The following is a 21,496-nucleotide window of genomic DNA, read 5'->3' as shown; positions in this document are numbered from 1 at the left end:
CCTGGTGCTCACAGGCCTTGACCACCTGACGTGCCGCCGCCACCAATCCCTCCATGAACACAGCGGAGGGCACGCGGCCTTCGAGAACCACCTGGGTCGCGTGCTGTCGCCGGCGTTGACACTTCAGCACAAACTCGCCGTTGCTCAGTGAAACATCGAATGACAACGGGCCATCCATGAACCGGCAGCACGCCGTGGCAGCATGCCCTGACTGAAGCCGTGTCAGCTCCTCCAACCACCACGCGAGCACAACGCGTCGTCCGGAAAGGAGCGGTCTTCTCCTCGGAGAAAAATCACACCCGAGTTCGTCCCCGACGCAGAGATAGCCAGGGTGTTGGGATTCACATGCACCGTGAGCATAGAAATCAGCCTCCTAGAAGACAGGGTACGCTGTCTTGAATACTTTGGCCTCTACAGCTACCCACATCTCAACCCTGAACCCAGAAGGGGTACTCGGCCGTGGTGCCCAGCACCTCCACCCGCCGCACCGCCCGGTGCGGCTTGATGAAGGTGCGTGTTACCGGTCGTAGAAGCTCACGGCCTACCACTGCACGAAATCTTCCCGCTCGTCGACTCCGTGCCCGTGGTGACAGGGCCCTGTCTGGAAAGGCCTTGCGGGGGTCCTTCGCTACTCGACCAGGGCGAACTCCACCCGGCCCAATTGCTCATCCGTGGAGACGACCTTCACGGTGACGGGCATGCCCACGGTGAAGGTCCGCGTCTTGCCCACCATGGACAGCTCACGGGTGTCCGGACGGTAGGGACCGCCGGCCAGTCCTTCCGCGGGCACCATGCCCTCCACCCACATGCCATCCAGTTGCGCGACGAGGCCAAAGGGCTTCACGCGCACGATGCGGGCGGGGAACTTCTGCCCGATGCGGGTGGACATGAAGCGCGCCTCCAACTCGTGGTGGCGGTCGCGCTCCGCGCGGTCGGCGGAGCGGGCGCGGACGTTGATGTGCTGGGAGAGCTTCTCAACCTCCGGGTCCTCGTGCACGAAGTCGCGCTTGCCGTGGAGGTACGCCTTGATGAGCCGGTGCACGGCGAGGTCCGCGTACCGGCGGATGGGCGAGGTGAAGTGCAGGTACAGGGGCGCGGCCAGCCCGAAGTGCGGCCCCGGCTTCACGGTGTAGCGGGACGGGCCCAGCGAGCGGCGCAGCACGGAGCGCAGCGCGGCCTCCGCCCTCGCGCCTGAAATCTGGCGGTCGAACGCGGCCAGGGCCAGCGGGGTGATCTGCGTGCCGAAGCCCGCCGCGAACCCCGAGTGCAGCGCGAACGCGTTCACGTCCGCCACGCGCTCCGGATCCGGCTGTTCGTGCACGCGGTACACGGTGGGCACGCCGCGGGTCATCAGCCAGGTGGCGATGGCCTCGTTGGCCGCGACCATGAAGCGCTCAATCATGTGGTGGGCGGAGGTGTCCTTCTCCCCGGCGAGTCCGGACACGGCGCCAGTGGCGGTATCGAAGGTGAAGCGGGCCTCGTCGCGGGACATGGTCATGCCGCCCCGGGCCGCGCGCGACACGGCGAGCCGCGCGGACGCCAGGCGGAACCAGGGCATGGCGTCGCGCACGGGCTCCATGGCGGGGGACACGACGTTGTCGTCGAGGAAGCCGGCGACCTCGTCGTAGTTCAGCCGCGCCCAGGAGCGGATGAGGCTTTCATAGACATCCGAGGCGGTGACGCGGCCGTCGGGGTCGATGCGCAACTCGACGGTGAGGCAGTGGCGCTCCTCGTTGGGGACGAGGCTGAGCCAGTGCGCGGACAGCTCCTCCGGGAGCATGGGGAGCACGCGGCCGGCCAGGTAGACGCTGGTGGCGCGGGCGCGGGCCTCCAGGTCCAGGAGGGTGCCCTCCTTCACGGACTCGCTCACGTCCGCGATGGACACGAGCAGGCGCACGGCGCCGTCCGGGCCGGCGGGCAGCACGGAGATGGCGTCGTCGATGTCGCGGGTGGACGGCGCGTCCACGGTGACGGTGGGAATGGAGCGCAGGTCGCGCCGGGCGCCGCCCAGGGCGTGCGGTGTGCCCTTCGCGCGACGGGCCTCGTCGATGACATCCGCGGGGAAGTCCCGGTGCAGGCCATGGCGGGCGATGACGCGCTCCAGGGAGCGGTCCGCGCCGGGCTCCAGGCGGTAGAGGAGGACGACCTTGCCGTCCGCGATGCGGGCGACGACGGCGTCATTGTGCTGGACGGGGGTGGTGCCCGGGTCCAGGGGCCAGTCGGTGTTGGAGACCTCGCGGTCGATGCGCAGGAAGAAGGCGCCCTTGCGCGAGACGACCTCGCCGTAGACGGCGGTGCGGGTGCGCTCCACGAGCGTCAGGCCGGACGCGGTCCACCGGTCCTCGCCGCTGGCCGTCACGGTGGCGGAGACGACGTCGCCCGCGAAGAAGGGGTTCAGGTCCGGAGGCGGGATGAAGGCGGACAGCACCTCCGCGGTGCCGGGCTTCTGCACGGTGAGAAAGCCGAAGCCACGGGGATGTACGTCGACGCGGCCGGTGACGGTGCGCGGGGAAGCAGAGGTGTCCATGTCAGCGCCGTCGTAACCCACCTCCAGGGCAGGCGGGGAGATCCTGGGATTCATATTGCGCTTGAGACGGCTGTGGTAGCCCATCCTGACGTGATGTCAGAGGGGTCCTTGCGTTTGCGTCGGATATGGCCATGATTCCCAGAGGGCCCCGCCAGGAGGAAGCCATGACTTCACCCACCGATGACCTTCCGCCCCGGGCGTCCGAGCCTGTCGCCGCCAGCGATGTGACCCTGGAGCAGGTACGGAAGCTCGCGCACCTCATCACCCGGGAGTTGAGCGACAAGGGTGGCAGGCACCCGCTCTTCTCACTGCTGGGCCCGAACCATGAGTCCGTGCCGTTGCCGACGGATGTGCTCACGTTGATGCAGCAGCTGCTCGCCATCCTCGCGTCGGGGGACGCCGTCACCGTGGTCCCCGTCCACAAGGAGCTCACGACCCAGCAGGCCGCGAACCTGCTCAACGTCTCGCGGCAGTACCTGGTGCAGCTGCTGGACGAAGGGCGGATCCCCTTTCACCGCACAGGCACCCATCGTCGCGTCTACAGCAAGGACGTCCTCGAGTACCGCGCACGGCAGAAGACGAACCGCCGCTCCCAGCTTGACGCGATGATGCGTGAAAGCCAGGACGCCGGGGGCTATCCCGAACTGGATTGACGAGCGAGGACGCCCCACTCCGTGCTCCATGCTCCGTTTCCTGTCGTCCTCGATGCGAACGTCCTGATTCCCCTCACCGTCTGCGACACCTTGTTGAGCGCGGCGCATGAAGGGCTCATCCAGATTCACTGGACGGAGCTCATCCTCGAGGAGACGCGCCGCAACCTCGTCAAGGCCATCGGATTGCCGGCAGAGAAGGCCGCCCGGCGCGTGGCTGCCATGAAGGCTGCCTTTCCCGAAGCCCTGGTGACGGGCCACGAGGGGCTCATCGCCTCCATGACCAACCCGGAGAAGGACCGGCATGTCCTCGCCGCCGCGGTCCACGTGGGCGCCCAGACGCTCGTCACGAGCAACCTCCGGGACTTCGAAGAACAACACCTGCCCGCGACGCTCCAGGCCCAGTCACCCGACACCTTTCTTCAACACCTGCTCAGCCAATCACCGGAGACCGTGCTGGAGATGCTCCGAGCCCAGGCCGAGGCCCTGCGCAATCCCCCCATCTCCCTGATGAGACTCCTGGACGGTTTGGCGCGCAGCGTGCCGGGCTTCGCCCGCGAGGTCCGTACACTGCTGCCTCCGTCCCTCGTCAAATGATTGTCACTGGAAGCCCGGGGGCCTGTCGCTGTCTGCCTTCAGCCGCGCTCCCGGGTTCAGATCGAAGACGAGCCCGAACTGCCAGAGGTTGATGTGCTCCAGGAAGAGGATGTTGTAGTAGTCCTGCCCCCGCACGTACCGGGCGAAGACGCCGAACCCCGCGCCCCACCGGGGATTCGCCGCCGCCTCCACGCTCAGCGTTCCCCCCTGCGCCGGCGTCTCCCCGAAGGGATGGGAGTACGACCCCTCCAGCCGGAAGCGGTGGCCGTTCACCATGCGCTCCCCCAGCAGCCCGAATCCCCAGTGGCCATCCCCATACACGTAGCGCTGCTCGGGGCTCATCCCTCCCGGTCCAATCGATGAGTTCAATTCGTAGAAGACATTCGCCCCCACCAGCCACGCGCTCAATTGATGCACATCCACCGCGAAGCCCAGCCGGCTGTGCAATTCGAAGCGCAGCAGGTTCGTGGAGAAGCTGCCCGTGATTTCATTCAATGGCAGCGTCCCCTCCGCGGGTTCGCAGTTCGGGTCCGTCCCCTTCTGGTTCGCGAAGAAGCACCCGTCCTCGCCGTTGGAGTAGTGCCCCGCGATGACGTTCAACCCCCACGCCCATACCCGGGGCAGCCCTTCCTTGTCCGGGTTTTGAAAGAGCCGCAGGTGCGCCACCTGGAGCGTCAACTTCAACAGGTACGACGGCGGCAGGATGGGCTTGCTGGGCGTGTTCACCATCCGCAGCCGGATGTTCGGCGTGAACACCGCGGAGAACAGCGTCTCCCGTCCGTCCTCCTTGAAGTCATCCAGCTTCAACTGGGGCAGGAAGAGGTTCGGCGCGAACTGACCCTCGAGGACCAGCGGCAGGGGTGAGTTCGGGTCCCCCTGCCGGTGGATGCGGCTGGGCGACACGAACAGGTACGTGCGGTCCAGGAACAGCGGCGTCGGCAGGTCATCCTCCACCTGGAGCCCCTTCGCCTGCGCCCCACCCCACCCCAGAAGCACGCTCAGCAGCGCGCCCACGCACTTTCCCCACGTCCCTGCCTGATGCGCTCGCAGCCCCATGGCACGCACCCTAGCCACGCCGCTCCCGCTGTCCGTCCGTCCCCGAGGCAGCCCTCCGGTGCCGGACAGTTCGCCCGCCCCGCTCCAAAAACCCTGTCCTCACCCCAACGGAGCCACATCCTCGTAAACCCTGGCATCCGGCCAGAAACGGGGGTCCAGGCCTTTCGCGCCGGTGCCCGCGCCGGTGTAGAGTCGGACCCCTTCAATGGCTGGGACGACGCTGACGCTCACCCCGGACGGGTTCCGCGGCCGGGTGCTGGGCAAGTACGAGGTGCTCTGCCGCCTGTCCACGGGCGGGATGGCGGAGATATTCCTCGCGGCCCAGCGGGGACTCGCCGGCTTCCGCAAGCTGGTGGTGCTGAAGCAGATCCTCCCCGACATCCGCGGCGAGGAGGAGTTCGTCCGGATGTTCCTGGACGAGGCCAAGGTCACGGCCGCGTTCAACCAGCCGCACATCGCCCAGGTGTACGACCTGGACGTGGCGGATGGCGAACTGTTCCTCGCCATGGAGTTCGTCCCCGGCGCCACGCTGGTGGAGGTGGCCCGCGCGTGCCGCTCCGTCCAGGAGCCCATCCCCATGGGCCTGAGCCTGATGGCCGTGCGCGACACGGCCGTGGCGCTCAACTACGCGCACAGCTTCACCGACCCGCTGGGCCGGCCCTCGCCCGTGGTCCACCGCGACATCGCCGAGAAGAACATCATGGTGACGTACGAGGGCGTCACCAAGCTGCTCGACTTCGGCATCGCCAAGAGCCTGGCGCGCGCGAGCCGCACCGCCGTGGGCATGGTGAAGGGCACCAGCGGCTACATGTCCCCGGAGCAGATCATGGGCGACCCGCTGGACGCCCGCAGCGACCTGTTCAGCCTGGGCGTGGTGCTGCACGAGTGCCTCACCGGCATGCGCCTCTTCTACGCGAAGAGCGCCGAGGCCATGATGAACGCCGTGCTCAGCGGGGACGTGCCCCCGCCCTCGCGCGTGAACAAGGAAGTACCGCCGGAGCTGGACGCCATCGTCCTCAAGGCGCTCGCGAAGCGGCGCGAGGACCGCTACGGCACCACGCTGGAGTTCGCCCGCGCCATCGAGCGCGCCGTGGGCCCGCGCATCTGGCACCCCGAGCAGAGCAGCGAGCTGATGCTGCGGCTGTTCACCGAGCGCCGCGACCAGACCCGCCTGCTGCTCATGAGCGCGCAGTCCTCCGGGGACGGCACCTCCAGCGAGACGCAGGTGGCGAAGGTGATTGCCGGGGGCGGAGACGTCCCGGAGCCGGTCGTAGCGCCTCCCGCCGTGGCGCCGCCGCCCCGGACGCCCGCGGCGCCTCCCAAGGCGCCCGCTCCGGCGAAGGCGCCGCCGGCGCCCGCGCCGGGCACGTCCGGACGCCGGAACACGACGGAGGAGCTGGCGGTCCGCAAGCCCGCTTCGACGGCGGCCTCGCGCCGGGTTTCGCCCGCGACGGAGCCGATCCGGCCCCCTCCTCCCACGAACGAGCTGTCCGCGCAGCCCGAGGACTCCGAACCCGGCGTGCGCACCCAGCCGGCCCTGCCGCCGGTGATGATGGATTCGTCGCTGCGCATCACGGCGCCCGTCACGGCGGCCCCCGGTTACGTCGAGGGAGAGACCATCCTCACGCCGCTGTCGCGCGTGGGCGCGCAGCCTCCGGAAGTGCCGAAGGCGCGGCCTCCGGCCTTCGTGCCTCCTGCCGATGAGGCCCGGGCGCGGAGTGGACGGGAAGGGCCTTCCGAGGACGGTCGCGCGCGGGCCGCTCGGGATTCCGCCCATGGCTCCGAGGAGCCGCGTTCGCGTTCTGCTCGGGATGCCGCGGAGGAGCCGCGGGGACGGGCCGCTCGGGATGCGTCCCATGCGGAGGACTCGCGTCCCCGTCCGCCGCGTGAGGCCTTCAACGTGCCTCCCGAGGACTCCCGGCCCCGCCCCTCGCGTGACGCCTCGAACTCCAGCGCCGAGGACTCCCGGCCCCGCCCCTCGCGTGACACCTCGAACTCCAGCGCCGAGGACTCCCGGCCCCGCCCCTCGCGCGCGTCCACGACGGACAGCCTCCGCGTCACCCAACCCCACACCGCGCCGCAGCCCCTGCTGAACGACGGCGAGACGGCCATCTCTCGCGTGCCGTCCCTGCCTCCCGAAGAGGCCCCGGAGAACACGCCGGCCGTCCGCCGCTCGCCGGCCTCGCGCCGCAAGCAGTCCTCGCCTCCCTCGCGCTCCACCCCGGCTCGCGCCTCCGGCCGCCCCACCGAACCGCACGACTTCATCAACGAGGGGCCCCCCGCTCCGCCCCGCCGTCGCACGGGCGCACTCATCGCGGCCGGCATCGGCATCCTCGGCATCGCGGGACTCGGCGTCACCGTCGCCCTGGGACTCGACGGGGGCCGCGTGTCCGCGCTCTGGAGCTCCGCGCCCTCTCACGGGCAGGACGCGAAGTCCTCCACAACTTCTCCACCGCCTCCCTCCCCTGAACCCGAGGCCCGGAAGCCGGCCACCGCCGAACCCGCCGTCGCCGACGCGACGCCTCCGCAAGCCGCGCCCTCGGACCCGGCGCCGGCCAGCACCGACACCGCCGACGACCCCCAGACTCCCAAGGGGAAGACGCGCCCCCCCGTCCGCAAGGGCAAGCGCGACGCCAGCGACCCCGCCACCCCGGCCCGCGCCAGGTCCCGCACCGCCGCCGCTCCCGCCGACGACGCGGAGAGCGACCTCCCCGCTCCGGACGACGGCGCCGCCGAAGCGGCCGTGCCCCAGGGCTTCCTCACCCTCATCACCGAGCCCTCCGCCCGCGTGACCCTGGCCGGACGCCCCCTGGGCGAAACCCCGCTCACCAAGGTCGCCCTCCCGGTGGGCAGGCACACCCTGAAGCTCGTGGACGGCACCGGCCGGCCCCTGAAGCTCGTGGTGGAGATCAAACCCGACGACACCACCTCCGTCCGGGTCCCCCTGGAGATGCTGGACAACCCCTGAGCCTGTCCTGCTGTCGGACAGGTTCTCGCCAGCCCCACGCAATCACCCGCCGGCCTCCTCCGTACCCGGGACATTCCGCGGAGGCGTGCTCCTACGTCCTCGCGCCCTGACTGGAGCCGCCCATGAGGATGCCCTCGCTGTCCCTGCTCGCCGTCTGCTGCCTCGCCGCCACCGCCTGCACCGCCCACGCGGCGGAGGCCACGAAGCCCTCCGCCTCCCAGGACGCCGGCGAGACGCGCCAGGTGGAGGACTTCCACGGCGTCTCCGTGAGCCACGGCATGCGCGCCGAAGTGAAGGTGGGGCCCAAGTCCGTCCGCCTGGAGGGCTCCCCGGAGAACCTCTCCCGCATCCAGCTGAGGGTGGAGGACGGCATCCTCACCACGCGCGTGGAGCGCAAGGGCTGGGACGGCCTCAACGGCCGGGTGAGGCTCATCGTGTCCTCGCCCCGCATCGACCACGTGGAGGCCAGCGGCGGCGCCCGCATGGACGCCGAGGCCACCGCGTCCGGTGAGTTCGGCGCCGAGGCCAGCGGCGGCGCGGTGGTCACCGTGCGCGGCGTGGACGCCAGGAAGGTGGACGCCGAGGCCAGCGGCGGCTCCGAGATCACCCTGAACGGCCGCGCGACGCGGCTGGACGTCGAGGCCAGCGGCGGCTCCCAGGTGCATGCCCAGAAGCTCCAGGGCCTGGAGCAGCTGGAGGCCGAGGCCAGCGGCGGCTCCATCGTGGAGGCCGACGCCCCCTCCAAGGTCTCCGGTGACGCGTCCGGCGGCAGCATCATCCGCCTGTCGAAGCGGCCCCAGAGCTCCAACGTCGACGTCAGCGGCGGCTCGCGCCTCGACGCTTCGAACTAGCCGCGGCACCGGGAAAGGTTAGCCGGGCCCCGGGGATGACCCGGGGCCCGGACAGGCCCCCCACGGAGCGAAAAGAGACGTCGCACACCGGACCTCCAAGGTCATCCGGGCGACTGTCCTTCCACGTGGATGCCGACCTCATGGGTGTGCTGCCGGCAGGCGCGTGGGCCCCATGGAACGCGCTCGGGTGACCGAACGCTTCGCACTCCCCAAGATATTGGAAGTCCGCCCCAATCCCAAACACCCTCCGTCTCTTTCGCCGCCGGACTCATAGGGGAACCTGCGTCACGCGCCGCCTGCCGCCCCTGACAGGCTGTAAAAACGAACGCACCGCGATCACACGGTGCGTCGTTGAGACGCGCCAGGTCGTGTCCATCCAGCGATTTTGGAAAACTCCGTGTGCGTAGGACTCCAGGAGCAACCGGTTCAGCGGGCCGGGGGCAGCCGGTCCGCGTTCTGACGCTCCACCATCCAGCCGGGGTACTCAGGGGGCAGCCGGGAGACGGCGTCCAGCTTCGCGAGGTGCTCGGGGCTGAGGCGCAGCTCGGTCGCGGCCAGGTTGTCCTCCAGCTGGGCCTGCGTCTTCGCGCCGAGGATGACGGTGGTGACGTGCGGCTGGTGCAGGAGCCACGCGAGCGCCACGCGCGCCACGGTGGCGCCTGTCTCCTTCGCGACCGCGTCCATCACGTCGATGGCGTTGTACGCGCGCTCGCGGTCCACGGGCGGGAAGTCGAAGGTGGTGCGGCGGGCGCCCTCGGGGCCTTCGGCGTTGCGGCGGTACTTGCCGGACAGGAAGCCGCCCGCGAGCGGGCTCCACACCATCAGGCCCACCTGCTGGTCCTTCAGCAGCGGCACCAGCTCGCGCTCCAGGTCGCGGCCGGCGATGGAGTAGTAGGCCTGCAGCGATTCGAAGCGGGACAGGCCGCGGTGGTCGCTCAGGCCCAGCGCCTTCATCAGCTGCCACGCGGCCAGGTTGGACGCGCCCAGGTAGCGCACCTTGCCCTGGCGCACGAGGTCGTCCAGCGCGCGCAGCGTCTCGTCCAGCGGGGTGGCCGCGTCGTAGCCGTGGATCTGCAAGAGGTCGATGTGGTCCGTGCCCAGGCGCTTGAGGCTCGCGTGCACGGAGTCGAAGACGTGGTAGCGCGACAGGCCCACCTCGTTCTGGCCCGGGCCCATGCGGCCGCGCACCTTGGTGGCCAGCACCACCTGCGACCGCCTCGCCGCGAGCGCCTTGCCGAGCAGCTCCTCCGACTGCCCATACGAATACACGTTCGCGGTGTCGAAGAAGTTGATGCCCGCGTCCAGGCACCGGCCCACCAGCGCGTCGGCCTCCGCCTGGCCCTGCTGCCCGATGTTCTTCCAGTAGCCTTCGCCACCGAAGGTCATGGCGCCGAAACACAGTTCAGAGACAAACAGGCCGGTGCGGCCCAGCGGACGGTAGTGCATGTGCGTGTCACCTTGGGTGGAAGTGAAGGCGACCCCTCCTAACGCCCGGTGTCCGGCCCCGCAGCAGGAAGGCACGCGATGACGGACGCGCACCGCTTCGTGGGCTGGGACCTGACAGACCCCTTCGCCCGCGCGCCCCGCCCCGTGGACGAGGCCGTGGTGGACCGCGACGGCCGCGTTCGCTTCTCCCAGCGCGCGTGGCCCGTGCCACGGGCACGCCACGCGCTGGACCCGGAGGCGCTCGCGGAGGCCTTCGCCGTGGGGCCCGGCGACGTGGTGGTGGTGGACGGGCCGCAGGCGCTGGCGAGCCCCGGCGCCCGGGTGCGGGACGCGGAAGCGCGGCTGCGCGCTCCGGGCCGGACCCCGGACGTGCTGCCCCTGCCCGGTGCGCCCTTCGCGGGCTTCGTGCGCGGCGGCGTGCTGCTGTTCGCCGCGCTGCGGACCCATGCCCGCGTGCCCATGCTGGACCTGGACACGCCGGCGCTGTCCCGCGCGCGCCTCCTCGAGGCCTTCCCCGGCGCCACCTGGCGCGCGCTGGCTGTGGAGAAGTTGGGGGCAAAGGCCTCGCCGGAGGGACGCGCGCGAAGACAGGCCCTGCTGGAGGCCGGGGGTCTGCGCTTCATGGACGCGGGGACATGCACGCACGACCAGCTGGACGCCGCGCTCTGCGCCTGGCTGGGGTGGCTCACGCGCACCCGGCCCGGGGACGTCACCGCGGTGGGCCTGCCCCTCACGCGTGACGCGGATGGAACATTGCGCGAGGGGCGCATCCTGGATCTCGCCGCCCTGCGGTAATCACCTATTGCCAATTTTACTGCTTAAGCTGTTTTAATCCCTCTCAACTCCAGACGGAGAGGGAAGACCCATGCGTGGAACGTCGTGGAAGACCGTGGCGGTGGTGGCGGGGCTGGTGGGCGCGCCGGTGCTGGCGGAGGACGCGACTGCGCGGCTGCCGTATGGCGTGCCGGTGCCGGAGGGGCAGGCGCTGACGGCGGCGCCGCAGCCCTTCGACGAGAAGGTGCACGGCCAGCCCCTTCCCAACACCCAGCCGCAGGCGAACGAGGTGTTGAAGGGCGCGGCGGCGCGGCTGCCGGAGCGCTCCAGCCGTCCGCGCCCGCGCGACCCCATTCCGGACATCTTCCCGGGCTCCGGGGACCGGGGCTTCTGGGTGAACCAGGGCCAGGGCATCTTCGCGGCCAACGACGCGCAGACGGACCTGGTCATCCCGGACAACGCGATCGGGACGACGATCTATGCGCCCACGCACATGCCGGCGGGCAATTCATGCGTGGAGACGGTGACGGCGCACTGGCGCTATTCGGGCATGGCGACGACGGCGCACGCGCATGGCTTCTGGGACCACTGCGGCTTCGACGGCGCCACGGGCTGGCAGACCTTCGAGGGCATGGACGCGACGTGGAAGGGCAAGTACGTGCGCGTGCTGGACGGCGAGGAGCGCTACTTCACGGAGGTCTACAAGGACGGCAGCGGCTGCGCGCACGGGCTGCTCTACAACTTCACGCAGGGGCTCTGGGAGGAGAAGCTGACGCCCATCTGCGGCAGCTCCGGCTTCGCCACCGGCTGGACGATGTGGGAGTCGCACTACCTGATGGACGTGGCGCAGCGCTGCCCCGCGTTCCCCCGCGTGCGCGCCTCCGGCATCCAGATCTACATCGTGAGCGCATGGCCCGCGCTCGACGCGAGCAACAGCAGCCAGTTGGGCCCCTACGGCCTGTGCTGGACCAACGGCACGTACAACTTCCAGGTGTCCGTGCCCAACAGCGACTGGACCGCGCTCACGCCGTGAGCCCGTGTGGGCTTCAGCGCCCGCGCACCGGGTCCTCGTGATGGTCGTGCCCTGGCCCGCCAAACGTTCCGGGCCAGGGCTCCTCCGCGGGCTTCAGGCCCGGAATCGGGAAGCGGCGGAAGCGCGCCTGGCTGTACGCGTAGGGTGGATCGCACTCGCCGCACGTCGTCGCGTTGTCCATCAGCACCACGCTGTCCGGCCCCAGCTCCAGGAACTGCGCGGGCGTCGCCGCGTGGGGCACCCGGCACTGGAACACCTCGCTGCCATCCTTCGCGCTCACCGCGAACAGCACCGGCCCCTGCGCGTCCATGCCCGTGCCCACCACCACCGTCTCCGGCGGCTGGCCCGGCCAGGTGGTCCAGCTCGCCAGCCGCGCCTCCGGCGCCACCGGCCCCGGCCACCCCCGGAACCCGTGCGTCCAGGACGGCGCGAGGTCCGGCAGCGCATAGCCCTCCAGCCGCCACTCGTTCGCGGTGTCGTCCTCGGACGGCGAGGGGATGAGGTGCGTGGAGGTCGCCAGCGCGCGGCCCAGCTCCCTCGGGAAGGTCCGCGAGGCCACCGGCTGCCCGTCCCGCGTGCGCAGCGCCTGCGTGGAGCGCTCGTTGAGCAACAGCCCGTTCACGATGGCCAGCTCCCCCGCGGCGAAGGCCTCCGTCTTGCGCCAGCGCGGCACGCCGTCCTGCGAGAACGCCATCAACAACGTGGGCGCTCCCGGATACAGCGGCGCGCCCACGTTCTGCGTGGGCCCGAACGCCACGTACAGGTCGCCCGCCACGTCGGACGCGACGCCGTACGGGTGCGGGTGGTTGCACTCGGCGAGCAGCGGATCCTTCAACGCCTGCGCGGACACCATCCCGCCAAAGGCATCCAACACCACCAGGAAGTACTCCCGGCACAGCGTGTCGCGCGACGTGCCCGCCGGGTACGCCTCGAAGAGCGCCGCCAGCCGGTCCGGCTGCATCACCCCCAGCCGCGCCATGAACAGCGTCGTCAGCCCTTGCGTGAAGTCGGGCCGCACCGTCGTCAGGTCGAACGTCCACCTCGGCGAGCCCGTCACCCGGTCCAACAGCGACACCTGCCCGGACAGCGGCAGGTCCATGCACAACAGCCGGTCGTTCCACAGCATGCACCGGCGCCCGGCCACGCGCGCGCGCACCGGCACCGGGCCCGCCGCGTCCAGCAGCGCCGGCACGAAGAAGCCCACCAGCGTCACGTCCCCCGTGGGCCCCACCAGCAGGTCGTGCAGCGCCTCGCCGTTGGAGGCCGCGTCGTAGGTCCAGTCCGGCGCCAGCGCCGTCGCGGTGGGGCGCTCGCACACGGAGCCCCTGCACCTCCCCGGCCCCTGGCAGGGGCTGGCCGGCGCGCACTGGAAGCCGTCCGGCGGGTCGCGGCGCTGGCACATCCCGTCCAGGCACACGTCCGCCGCGTCACAGCCGCGCTCGGGGCCGCAGAACGTCCCGTCCGGCGCCTTCGCCAGCGTGCACCCCACCTTCGGATCGCACACGCCCACCTGGCACCTGCCGTCCCCCGGACACGGCGGCGCCGGCACCGACGTGCACCCATCCAGCGGGTTGCACACGTCCGTGGTGCACGCGTCGCCGTCGTCGCAGACGCGCTCCTTGCCCTTGCACCGCCCCGCCGCGCACGCCGCGTCCTGGATGCATGCGTTGCCCGGGTCGCACGCCGTGCCGTCCGGCAGCTGCGTCTCAACGCACCCTTCCGCCGCCACGTCGAACGTGGAGGCGTGGCAGGCCACCGGCGTGGGGCAGTCCGGGAGCGGGTTCGCCTGGCCGCGCAGCTCCACCCGCACCTCGCCGCCCCCCGGCGCCCGCCCCACCAGCGTGGCCGTCCGCACGCCCGTGGCCTCCGGCTTGTAGGTCAGCCGGACCGGGACCTCGCCCGGGTCCATCCGCGTGGGCAGCCCCACCGCGGCGAAGGGCGGCGTCAGCTGCGTCCACTCCACGTCCAGCGTCGTGCGGCCCGCGTTCATCACCCGGAGCTCCACCTGCCGCTCCACCTGGGGGTAGCTGGCCGGGAACTCCACGGACTCCTGGGAGACCCGCAGGAGGCTCCGCGCGCCCGTCAGCGGGGGTTGCTCCCGGCAGCCGCCTCCGAAGGCCAGGAAGGCCGCCAGGGCCATTGCCAGGGCCGTCAGGCCCCCACTGCCCACCGTCCGCGTGCGCGCCATCGTGCCTCCTGCCGCCTGCCTTTACACCCCTCGCCATCCCCGTGTCCCACGGCATCCCACCCGCCAGGGTTTCAGGATTGGGCACTTCCGTGCCTGAGCTTTTTTCAGCCCCAAGGGTCCCGAGTCGCTCCAACCCCCCGGAACGACAGACCTGTCGCAGGGTATGGTTCTGGCAACGGGCGCGGGCATGACCCTGGCCGGCCCGCCGCGCGATGCTCCCGGATTGAAGGCCTTCACCGTGCTCATCGCCCGGGGTGTGCAAGCCACCGTGGACGGGCTGTCGGCGGAGGTCCGGCGGGCGGTGCTGGCGGAGCTGTTCCGCATGGGCGCTCGCGCCTGTGAGGCGCACACCGGGGCCGCGGCGACCTGCCCTCCCTACACCCTGCGCCTGGACGTGGCGGATTGCCGGATGCACGTGGAGCTGGACCCCATGCGCACCCGCCTGTCCCTGACGGGCCTGACCCGGCCCCGGCCGCACTAGAGGACCTGGTGAGCGAGCGGTGGACGTATGGGCAGATGCTGCCCCGGCGCGCGGGCTACGAGGAGAGCTGGGAGCTCACCTACCGCGTGGAGCAGCTGCGGGAGCTGGTGGGCCAGGAGCTGCACCTGGACTCGGAGCTCGCGGAGGAGCTGGACGACACCCTGGCCCGCCTGGTCCAGCGCAACCAGCGCCTGCGCGGCCTGCAGCGCATGATGGCCGCGGACCGCGAGCCGGAGGACCTGGTCCTGCACCGCGCCGCGCTGGAGGACCTGGACCGGCAGCTGCTCCATGAACTGCCCGGGCTGCTGGAGCGGCTGCGCGCCACGCTCCTGTAGCGTGCTGTCCCGCGTCGCTCACCGTCCCGCGGAGGCCTGTCGGTTTCCCGGCTGTGCGCAGGGCCCGCTTCTTTTCACCAGTCTAATTGGAGTGTTGATCAACTGGTGGAAGCAGTAGGGAGAGCCGAGTTGGGGACAAGTCAGCAAGCCGCCGGATTCATTCACGAATCGGCGATCTGCTACATGTGGGCAAGTTGCCGGTTTCCCCCGGGCATCCACAGCGCGGCCTCCGGGCCCCCGGTTGTCCACAGGGCGCTCCACACCATCCACAGGTGATCCACAGGGGTTTGGGGGGTTCGCGGGCCGGCGTGCGAGCCCTCTCCTCCCGGGCTCCGCCGCCAAGAAGGGCCCCGGATGCAACAGCCCTGTTATGGTCCGGCCCGGTCTTCTTCACGACGCGGGCGCCATCCTTCGCTGGCGCTGGAGGATGAGCCCATCGACTTCTATCGAGGCGAGCGCATCGGGAAGTACGAGGTGCTCACGCAGCTGACCGTGGGCGGCATGGCGGAGCTGTTCCTGGGCTACACGTCGGGCCCGGGCGGCTTCCGCAAGTACGTGGTCATCAAGCGCATCCTCCCGGACGCGCGCTCCAATGAGCAGTTCGTCCGCATGTTCCTGGACGAGGCGCGCATCACCGCGGCCTTCAACCACCCGAACATCGCGCAGGTGTTCGACCTGGGGGAGGAGGACGACGGGCTCTACCTGGCCATGGAGTTCATCGGCGGGCAGAACCTGAACCAGGTGACCAGCGCGTGCCTGAAGAAGCGCCAGCCGGTGCCGCTGGCCTTCACCCTGTCCGTGGCCCGCGACGTCTGCCTGGCGCTGCACTACGCGCACACCTTCACGTCCCCCGGCGGCGAGGCGAGCCCCGTCATCCACCGCGACGTGGCGCAGAAGAACATCATGGTGACCTACGACGGCACCGTGAAGCTGCTGGACTTCGGCATCGCCAAGGCGAAGAACAGCCTGGAGCGCACCAGCGTGGGCACGGTGAAGGGCACCACCGGGTACATGTCCCCGGAGCAGGTGCGCGGCGATCCGCTGGATGGCAGGAGCGACCTGTTCTCCGTGGGCGTGGTGATGCACGAGCTCATCACCGGCGAGCGGCTCTTCGCGGGCAAGACCGAGCGCGACGAGATGGTGAAGATCCTCGAGGACCCCATCCCGTGGCCCTCGGTGCTGCTGCCGCACATCTCCGAGGACATCTCCCGCGTGGTGATGCGCGCGCTGGAGCGCAACGTGGACCGCCGCTATCCGTCCGGGCGGGACATGGCGCGCGCCATCGAGAAGGCGGCCGGCGGCAAGCTGATGGACGCGGACCAGCGCGCCGCGCTCATGAAGGGCCTGTTCGCGGAGCGCATGGCGGCCACGCGTGCCCTGCTGGAGAGCGCGGACGTCACGACGAGCAGCCAGGTGCTCGCGTCGGCGAAGCGGGCGCTCCAGAAGGATGACGGCCCCTACCTGCCGGAGCGCAAGGCCACCGCGCTCAGCGTGGTGGAGGCGCGCAAGAAGGCGGAGATCGCGAAGCTGCGCGCGGAGGGGCCCGGCAGCGACGAGACCGCGCCTCCGGTGAGGCGCTCGAAGCTGGGCGCGGTGTGGGCGCTCCTGTCGCTGTCGCTGTTCCTGGGCCTGGCCTACGGCGCGTTCCGGCTCACCCAGCTCCTGGAGGCCGAGGAGAAGGCGCCCCCTCCCCCACCCATGAGCCTGGGCGCCATGGTCCCCATCCGGCCGCCCGAGTCCCCCGCGCCCGACGCGGGCGTGGCCGTCGCGGAGGCGGACAAGGACGGCGAGAAGGACCGGGGGGCGCGGGACCGGGATTCCGGCCGGGACGACGCCCCCACCCGGGGCAACCGGGGCCGCAAGAACAAGGGCGAGGTGACGCTCTTCCTGGATGAGCCCGCGGAGATCTTCCTCAACAACAAATCCCTGGGCCTCACGCCGCTGGTGAAGAAGTCCCTGCCGGTGGGGCAGGCGGAGCTGGTCCTGGTGGGCGCGGACAAGAAGCGCCGCGTGCTCGCGGTGCCGGTGGAGGCGGGCAAGCCCGTCCGTCTGAACCTCAAGCTGAAGGAGCTGCCGGGCCGCTGAGCTTCCGGGGCGGGGTCCCCTGCCCCGAAGGGGACCCGCGTCCGTTCCGGCGCGGACGGACGCGCGTTCGAAGGAGCGGCATGGGCGGAGGGCGTTCGCTATCCTCGCCCCTCATGGCTCTCTCCCTTGGCTTCCTGATGGACCCGCTCGAGAGCGTGCGGGTGGACCACGACTCGACGTTCTCGCTGATGCTGGAGGCGCAGCGGCGGGGGCACCACGTCTACTACTTCGAGCAGGGATGGCTGCGCTTCAACGGCCGGTGCTCGGAGGCGCGCATGCGCCGGGTCCAGGTGCGGCGTGAACCCGGCCGCCACTTCGACGTGCTGTCCGAGGACGTGCGCCCCCTGTCCAGGCTGGACGTGCTCTTCCTTCGCAAGGACCCGCCGGTGGACGCGGACTATCTGCACGCCACGCAGCTGGTGGAGCTATGTCCGGATCGCGCTCCCATCTTCATCAACAACCCGTCCGGCATCCGCGACGCGAACGAGAAGCTCTTCACCCTGAACTTCCCGGACCTGATGCCGGAGACGCGCGTGACGCGGGATTTGTCCGTGGTGCTGGAGTTCGCGGCGAAGAACCCGCAGGGCACCATCCTCAAGCCCATCGACGGGTTCGGGGGCAAGGGCATCCTGTTCCTCGCCCCGAGGGACCGCAACGCGCGCTCCATGGTGGAGCTGCTCACGCAGGGCGGGAAGGAGCCCATCCTCGCGCAGGCCTACGTGCCGGAGAGCCGCCTGGGCGACAAGCGCATCATCCTGGTGGACGGAGATCCGGTGGGCGCGGTGCTGCGCGTGCCCTCGGACGCGGACCACCGGGGCAACATGGCCGCGGGCGGCACGCCGATGAAGGCGGAGATCACCGACCGCGACCTGCTCATCTGCAAGCGCCTCAAGCCGTCGCTCCAGGAGAAGGGGCTGACGCTGGTGGGCATCGACGTGCTGGGCGACTACCTCACGGAGGTGAACGTCACCAGCCCCACGGGCCTGGTGGAGGCCAGCCACCTGGACGGCGTGTCCTGCGAGGCGCGCGTGCTGGACGTCGCCGAGCGGATGCACGGCGCTCGCTGAACGTGGCCGCTCCCCACGGGATGCCGGAGGACGGCGAGACGCTGGACTCCATTGGCACCGCGGACGTGCGCGTGTTCCAGCGCCGCACGGGCTACCGCTTCACGCTGGACGCGGTGCTGCTGGCGCACTTCGCGGCCACCGAAAGCGGCGACCTGCCCGGGCCCGTGCTGGAGCTGGGCGCGGGCAGCGGCGTGGTGTCGCTGCTGTTGGTGAAGCAGTTCGGCATCGCGGGCCCGGTGGATGCGCTGGAGCTTCAGCCCGCGGTGCACGCACGGCTGACGCGCGCGGTGGCGCTCAACGGGTGCGAGGGCCGGGTGAGGCCCCTGCTCGGGGACCTGCGGCAGGCGCGGACGCTGCTCACGCCCGGGGCCTACGGGCAGGTGGTGTCCAATCCCCCGTTCCGCAGGGCCGAAGCAGGCGTGGTGAGCCCGGACCTGGAGCGCGCCGTGTCCAAGTCGGAGGTGGCGTGCGACGCGCCATCCGTGGCCGCGGCGGCGCGGCATGCCCTGCGGCCCGGAGGCGGCGTGAGCCTGGTGTATCCGGCGGCGCGGCTGGTGGAGGTGCTGGGCGTGCTCGCGGGCGCGCGGCTGTTCCCCCGGGTGCTGCGCGCCGTGCACGCGCGGGTGGATGCGCCCGCCACGCGCTTCCTGGTGCAGGCGCTGCGCGACCAGGACCGGGGCCTGTCCGTGCGCCCGCCGCTCGTCGTGCACGGCGAGGGGCCGGGCGGGTACAGCGCGGAGGTGGCGGCGCTGATGGACGTGCCGCTGGCGGAGCGGAGCGGGGGTTGAGCGGTCGTCCGCCGGGCATGGGGCCCTGCGAGCGTCGGGGCCGGATGGGCGGATGCATCACAACGTAAGGGCACTTCACCCACCGGACGTCCGCGTCCCGACGAGGAGAGCGCCATGAACGTGACGATGCTCAACGAACAACCGTCGCTGCTGAAGTCGGCCGCGCTGCTGCCCGCGCGCCTGTCGCTGGGCGCGACGATGCTCCAGCACGGCCTGGCGAAGCTGAAGAAGGAGGGCATCGAGCAGCACGCAGGCATGTTCGAGCAGCTGGGCATCAAGCCCGGGAAGCGGTGGGTGCTGGCCACGGGCATCACGGAGCTGGCGGCCGGGGTGAGCTCCATCCTGGGCATCGCGACGCGCCTCACGGCGCTGGGGGTCATCGTCACGCAGGCGGTGGCCATCGCGAAGGTGCACGGGAAGAACGGCTTCGACATCACCAAGGGCGGCTACGAGTTCAACGCGGCGCTCATCGCCATCGCGCTCGGGACGCTGATGCGCGGGCCGGGGCGGCTGTCCCTGCACAGCGCGCTGGAGCAGCGGGTGAAGCGCCGGGAGCTGAGGCACTTCCGGCTGCTGCCGCGTCAGCGCCGGGGCTCCCTGCTGCTCGACGCGCTCGGGTAGGCAGGGCCTCGGAGGGGTGTGTGGGTGTTGCCTGCCCGGCTGCTGCCGAGCCGGGCCCGTGGGCAGCGCCCCCGCCCCCGCTTCATCCCGTAAGATGCGCGGGCCATGGCCCCCCCGTCCGTCCTGTTGATGCTGGCGCTCGCCGCGCCCGCCGCGTCCGTCCCCAACTTCTCCACAGCCGAGTCCTCCGGCACCGCGCGCCTCGCCGAAGCGGGCCTGGCCTCCGTGCGCTCCGTCATCCGGGACGCGAGCACGGAGCGGCTCGAGGCGGCGGGCCTCGCGTCGGTGCGACGGGCCGTGGACTCCGGTACGACGGTCTCCCTGAGGATGCCCGCGGGGCTCGCGGAGGCCGGACCGTCATCTCCCGCCTCGAGCACGGCGCAGGCCACGGGCACCGCGCCCGCCCCGGCGCAAGGCCAGACGGAAGCCCTCTCCGAGGCCGGCCGCATCGCCGTGGAGGCCAGCATCGGCGCCCTCCGCGCCGCCGCCATCGCGATGCATGGCGGGCCCGGCACCGCGCCGGCGCTCGCCGCGGGCAACCCGGACGAGCACTACGCCCGGGGCGTGGAGGCCCTCAAGGCCAGGGACTCGCGCGCCGCCATCGCGGAGCTGTCCGCGTGCGTGCAGGCCGCGCCGTCCCGCGCCGACTGCCGCTGGGAGCTGGGCTGGGCCTATTCCGTCGAAGGCCGCTGGGCGGACTCGCTCACGCAGTGGACGCAGGTGCGCGCGCTCAACCCCAACCAGCCGGACCTGGAGGGCGCGCTCACGCAGGCCCGCAACCAGGCCGCGCTCCAGGCGAAGCTCGCGCAGCCCGTGGACAGCGCGCCCCGCCCTCCCCCGCCGCCGGGCGCGAAGCTGCGCATCCGCGCCGCCGGTGACCTGATGCTCGGCACCACCGTGCCGGAGGGCTACCTGCCCCCCGAGGGCGGCGGCAGCGTCATCGCGGCCGTGCGCCCGCTGCTGGAGGACGCGGACCTCACCTTCGTGAACCTGGAAGGCCCGCTCTGCGACACCGGCCGCACCACCAAGTGCCGCTCGCCCGCGAACTGCTACGCGTTCCGCTCCCCCACGTCCTTCGGCGAGTACCTGAAGCAGGCCGGCGTGGACGTGGTCTCCACCGCGAACAACCACTCCGGCGACTTCGGCGAGGAGTGCCGCCGCGCCACCGAGTCCACCCTGGACGCGCTGGGCATCGCGTGGAGCGGTCCGCCGGGCAGCGTGGCCACCGTGGAGCGCAACGGCTTGAAGATCGGCCTCATCGCCTTCCACACGTCCGCGGGCTGCAACCACCTCAACAACCTGCCCACCGCCACCGCGCTGGTGAAGCAGACCGCCGCCACGCACGACATCGTCATCGTCTCCTTCCACGGCGGCGCCGAGGGCGGCAAGGCCCTGCACGTCCCGCCCGGCAAGGAGATGTTCTTCGGCGAGGACCGCGGCGACCTGCGCGCCTTCACCCACGCGGTGGTGGACGCGGGCGCGCACCTGGTGCTCGGCCACGGCCCGCACGTCGCGCGCGCCATGGAGTTCTACCAGGGCCGCCTCATCGCCTACTCCATGGGCAACTTCGCCACCTACGGCCGCTTCAACCTCAAGGGGCCGCAGGGCCTGGGCATGATCCTGGAGGTGGAGCTGGACGCCCAGGGCCGCTTCTCCAACGGCCGCATCCTCCCGACGAAGCAGCTTGGCGAGGGCATCACCCAGCCGGATCCCGACGCCAACGTCGTCTCGCTGGTGCGCAAGCTCACCACCGAGGACTTCCCCGACACGGGCGCCCGCATCGCCGACGACGGCCGCGTCACTCCGCGCAGGTCGCCCGTCACGGCCAGCAACACCGTGCCGTAGCGCCGCGTGTCCCCACAACGCCGCACCAACACCCACGGACACGTGCCTCCGTGGGTGTTTTGCGTGTCACGCATCGCGCCTCACCGTCAGGGATTTCGCGCTGGGGTGAAGCCGGGCTGCTGCCTGGGCTGGCGTGCGCTTCATTGCGCCACCAAGGGTACCGCGCCGTGCAACGCACGAGGAT

Annotated in this window: 17 protein-coding genes; 13 read left to right on the top strand and 4 right to left on the bottom strand. The window is 71.1% G+C overall.

Annotated features, from left to right (window positions below):
• Nucleotides 1–628: 628 nt before the first annotated feature.
• The gene (locus tag KYK13_RS00170) at nucleotides 629–2,527 is read right to left on the bottom strand and encodes a ribonuclease R family protein (protein WP_223640681.1); all 1,899 of its coding nucleotides are present in this window, start codon (nucleotides 2,525–2,527) and stop codon (nucleotides 629–631) included.
• Nucleotides 2,528–2,691: 164 nt separating this feature from the next.
• Here KYK13_RS00170 and KYK13_RS00165 point away from each other — a divergent pair, with 164 nt between their 5' ends.
• A complete protein-coding gene (locus KYK13_RS00165) occupies nucleotides 2,692–3,180 on the top strand; it encodes a helix-turn-helix domain-containing protein (RefSeq protein WP_223640679.1) in 489 nt (162 codons plus the stop codon).
• A gap of 21 nt (nucleotides 3,181–3,201) precedes the next feature.
• A complete protein-coding gene (locus tag KYK13_RS00160; protein ID WP_223640677.1) occupies nucleotides 3,202–3,774 on the top strand; it encodes a PIN domain-containing protein in 573 nt (190 codons plus the stop codon).
• Nucleotides 3,775–3,777: 3 nt separating this feature from the next.
• On the opposite strand, the gene KYK13_RS00155 is transcribed toward KYK13_RS00160, so the two are convergent.
• A complete protein-coding gene (locus tag KYK13_RS00155; RefSeq protein WP_223640675.1) occupies nucleotides 3,778–4,788 on the bottom strand; it encodes a hypothetical protein in 1,011 nt (336 codons plus the stop codon).
• A 247-nt stretch (nucleotides 4,789–5,035) separates the two neighbouring features.
• On the opposite strand from KYK13_RS00155, the gene KYK13_RS00150 reads away from it, so the two are divergent.
• Both KYK13_RS00150 and KYK13_RS00145 read left to right on the top strand, forming a co-directional pair.
• Complete coding sequence (locus KYK13_RS00150; RefSeq protein WP_223640673.1) at nucleotides 5,036–7,798, top strand: serine/threonine-protein kinase; 2,763 nt, start codon at nucleotides 5,036–5,038, stop codon at nucleotides 7,796–7,798.
• 122 nt (nucleotides 7,799–7,920) lie between these two features.
• Nucleotides 7,921–8,649: a head GIN domain-containing protein gene (locus KYK13_RS00145; protein WP_223640671.1), complete on the top strand. Its 729-nt coding sequence runs from the start codon at nucleotides 7,921–7,923 to the stop codon at nucleotides 8,647–8,649.
• 426 nt (nucleotides 8,650–9,075) lie between these two features.
• Here the strand turns inward: KYK13_RS00145 and KYK13_RS00140 are convergent, their stop codons facing one another.
• On the bottom strand, nucleotides 9,076–10,095 hold the full coding sequence (locus KYK13_RS00140) for an aldo/keto reductase (protein WP_223640669.1): 1,020 nt from the start codon (nucleotides 10,093–10,095) through the stop codon (nucleotides 9,076–9,078).
• Between the two features lie 78 nt (nucleotides 10,096–10,173).
• Between KYK13_RS00140 and KYK13_RS00135 the strand changes: the two genes are divergently transcribed.
• Both KYK13_RS00135 and KYK13_RS00130 read left to right on the top strand, forming a co-directional pair.
• A complete protein-coding gene (locus KYK13_RS00135; RefSeq protein ID WP_223640667.1) occupies nucleotides 10,174–10,890 on the top strand; it encodes a DUF429 domain-containing protein in 717 nt (238 codons plus the stop codon).
• 70 nt (nucleotides 10,891–10,960) lie between these two features.
• On the top strand, nucleotides 10,961–11,902 hold the full coding sequence (locus KYK13_RS00130; protein ID WP_223640665.1) for a hypothetical protein: 942 nt from the start codon (nucleotides 10,961–10,963) through the stop codon (nucleotides 11,900–11,902).
• Nucleotides 11,903–11,915: 13 nt separating this feature from the next.
• Here KYK13_RS00130 and KYK13_RS38985 read toward each other — a convergent pair whose 3' ends face one another.
• Nucleotides 11,916–14,090: a tenascin-X gene (locus tag KYK13_RS38985; RefSeq protein WP_304504080.1), complete on the bottom strand. Its 2,175-nt coding sequence runs from the start codon at nucleotides 14,088–14,090 to the stop codon at nucleotides 11,916–11,918.
• Nucleotides 14,091–14,277: 187 nt separating this feature from the next.
• On the opposite strand from KYK13_RS38985, the gene KYK13_RS00120 reads away from it, so the two are divergent.
• From KYK13_RS00120 to KYK13_RS00090, 7 genes are all read left to right on the top strand, one after another.
• Nucleotides 14,278–14,571, top strand: coding sequence for a hypothetical protein (locus KYK13_RS00120; RefSeq protein ID WP_223640662.1), 294 nt, complete (start codon nucleotides 14,278–14,280; stop codon nucleotides 14,569–14,571).
• 8 nt (nucleotides 14,572–14,579) lie between these two features.
• On the top strand, nucleotides 14,580–14,906 hold the full coding sequence (locus KYK13_RS00115) for a hypothetical protein (RefSeq protein ID WP_223640659.1): 327 nt from the start codon (nucleotides 14,580–14,582) through the stop codon (nucleotides 14,904–14,906).
• Between the two features lie 354 nt (nucleotides 14,907–15,260).
• Nucleotides 15,261–16,991, top strand: a complete 1,731-nt coding sequence (locus KYK13_RS00110; protein WP_223640656.1) for a serine/threonine-protein kinase — start codon at nucleotides 15,261–15,263, stop codon at nucleotides 16,989–16,991.
• A 113-nt stretch (nucleotides 16,992–17,104) separates the two neighbouring features.
• A complete protein-coding gene (gene gshB / locus KYK13_RS00105; RefSeq protein WP_223640654.1) occupies nucleotides 17,105–18,058 on the top strand; it encodes a glutathione synthase in 954 nt (317 codons plus the stop codon).
• Nucleotides 18,059–18,078: 20 nt separating this feature from the next.
• A complete protein-coding gene (locus KYK13_RS00100) occupies nucleotides 18,079–18,846 on the top strand; it encodes a tRNA1(Val) (adenine(37)-N6)-methyltransferase (RefSeq protein ID WP_223646953.1) in 768 nt (255 codons plus the stop codon).
• Nucleotides 18,847–18,960: 114 nt separating this feature from the next.
• Nucleotides 18,961–19,467 carry a DoxX family protein gene (locus KYK13_RS00095; RefSeq protein ID WP_223640651.1) on the top strand — a complete coding sequence of 169 codons (507 nt, stop codon included), beginning with the start codon at nucleotides 18,961–18,963 and terminating at the stop codon, nucleotides 19,465–19,467.
• A gap of 105 nt (nucleotides 19,468–19,572) precedes the next feature.
• Nucleotides 19,573–21,312, top strand: a complete 1,740-nt coding sequence (locus tag KYK13_RS00090; RefSeq protein ID WP_223640648.1) for a CapA family protein — start codon at nucleotides 19,573–19,575, stop codon at nucleotides 21,310–21,312.
• Nucleotides 21,313–21,496 lie beyond the last annotated feature (184 nt).

This window comes from Corallococcus sp. EGB (assembly GCF_019968905.1).
Lineage (GTDB): Bacteria > Myxococcota > Myxococcia > Myxococcales > Myxococcaceae > Corallococcus.
This window is presented reverse-complemented; position numbering and strand designations above follow the sequence as displayed.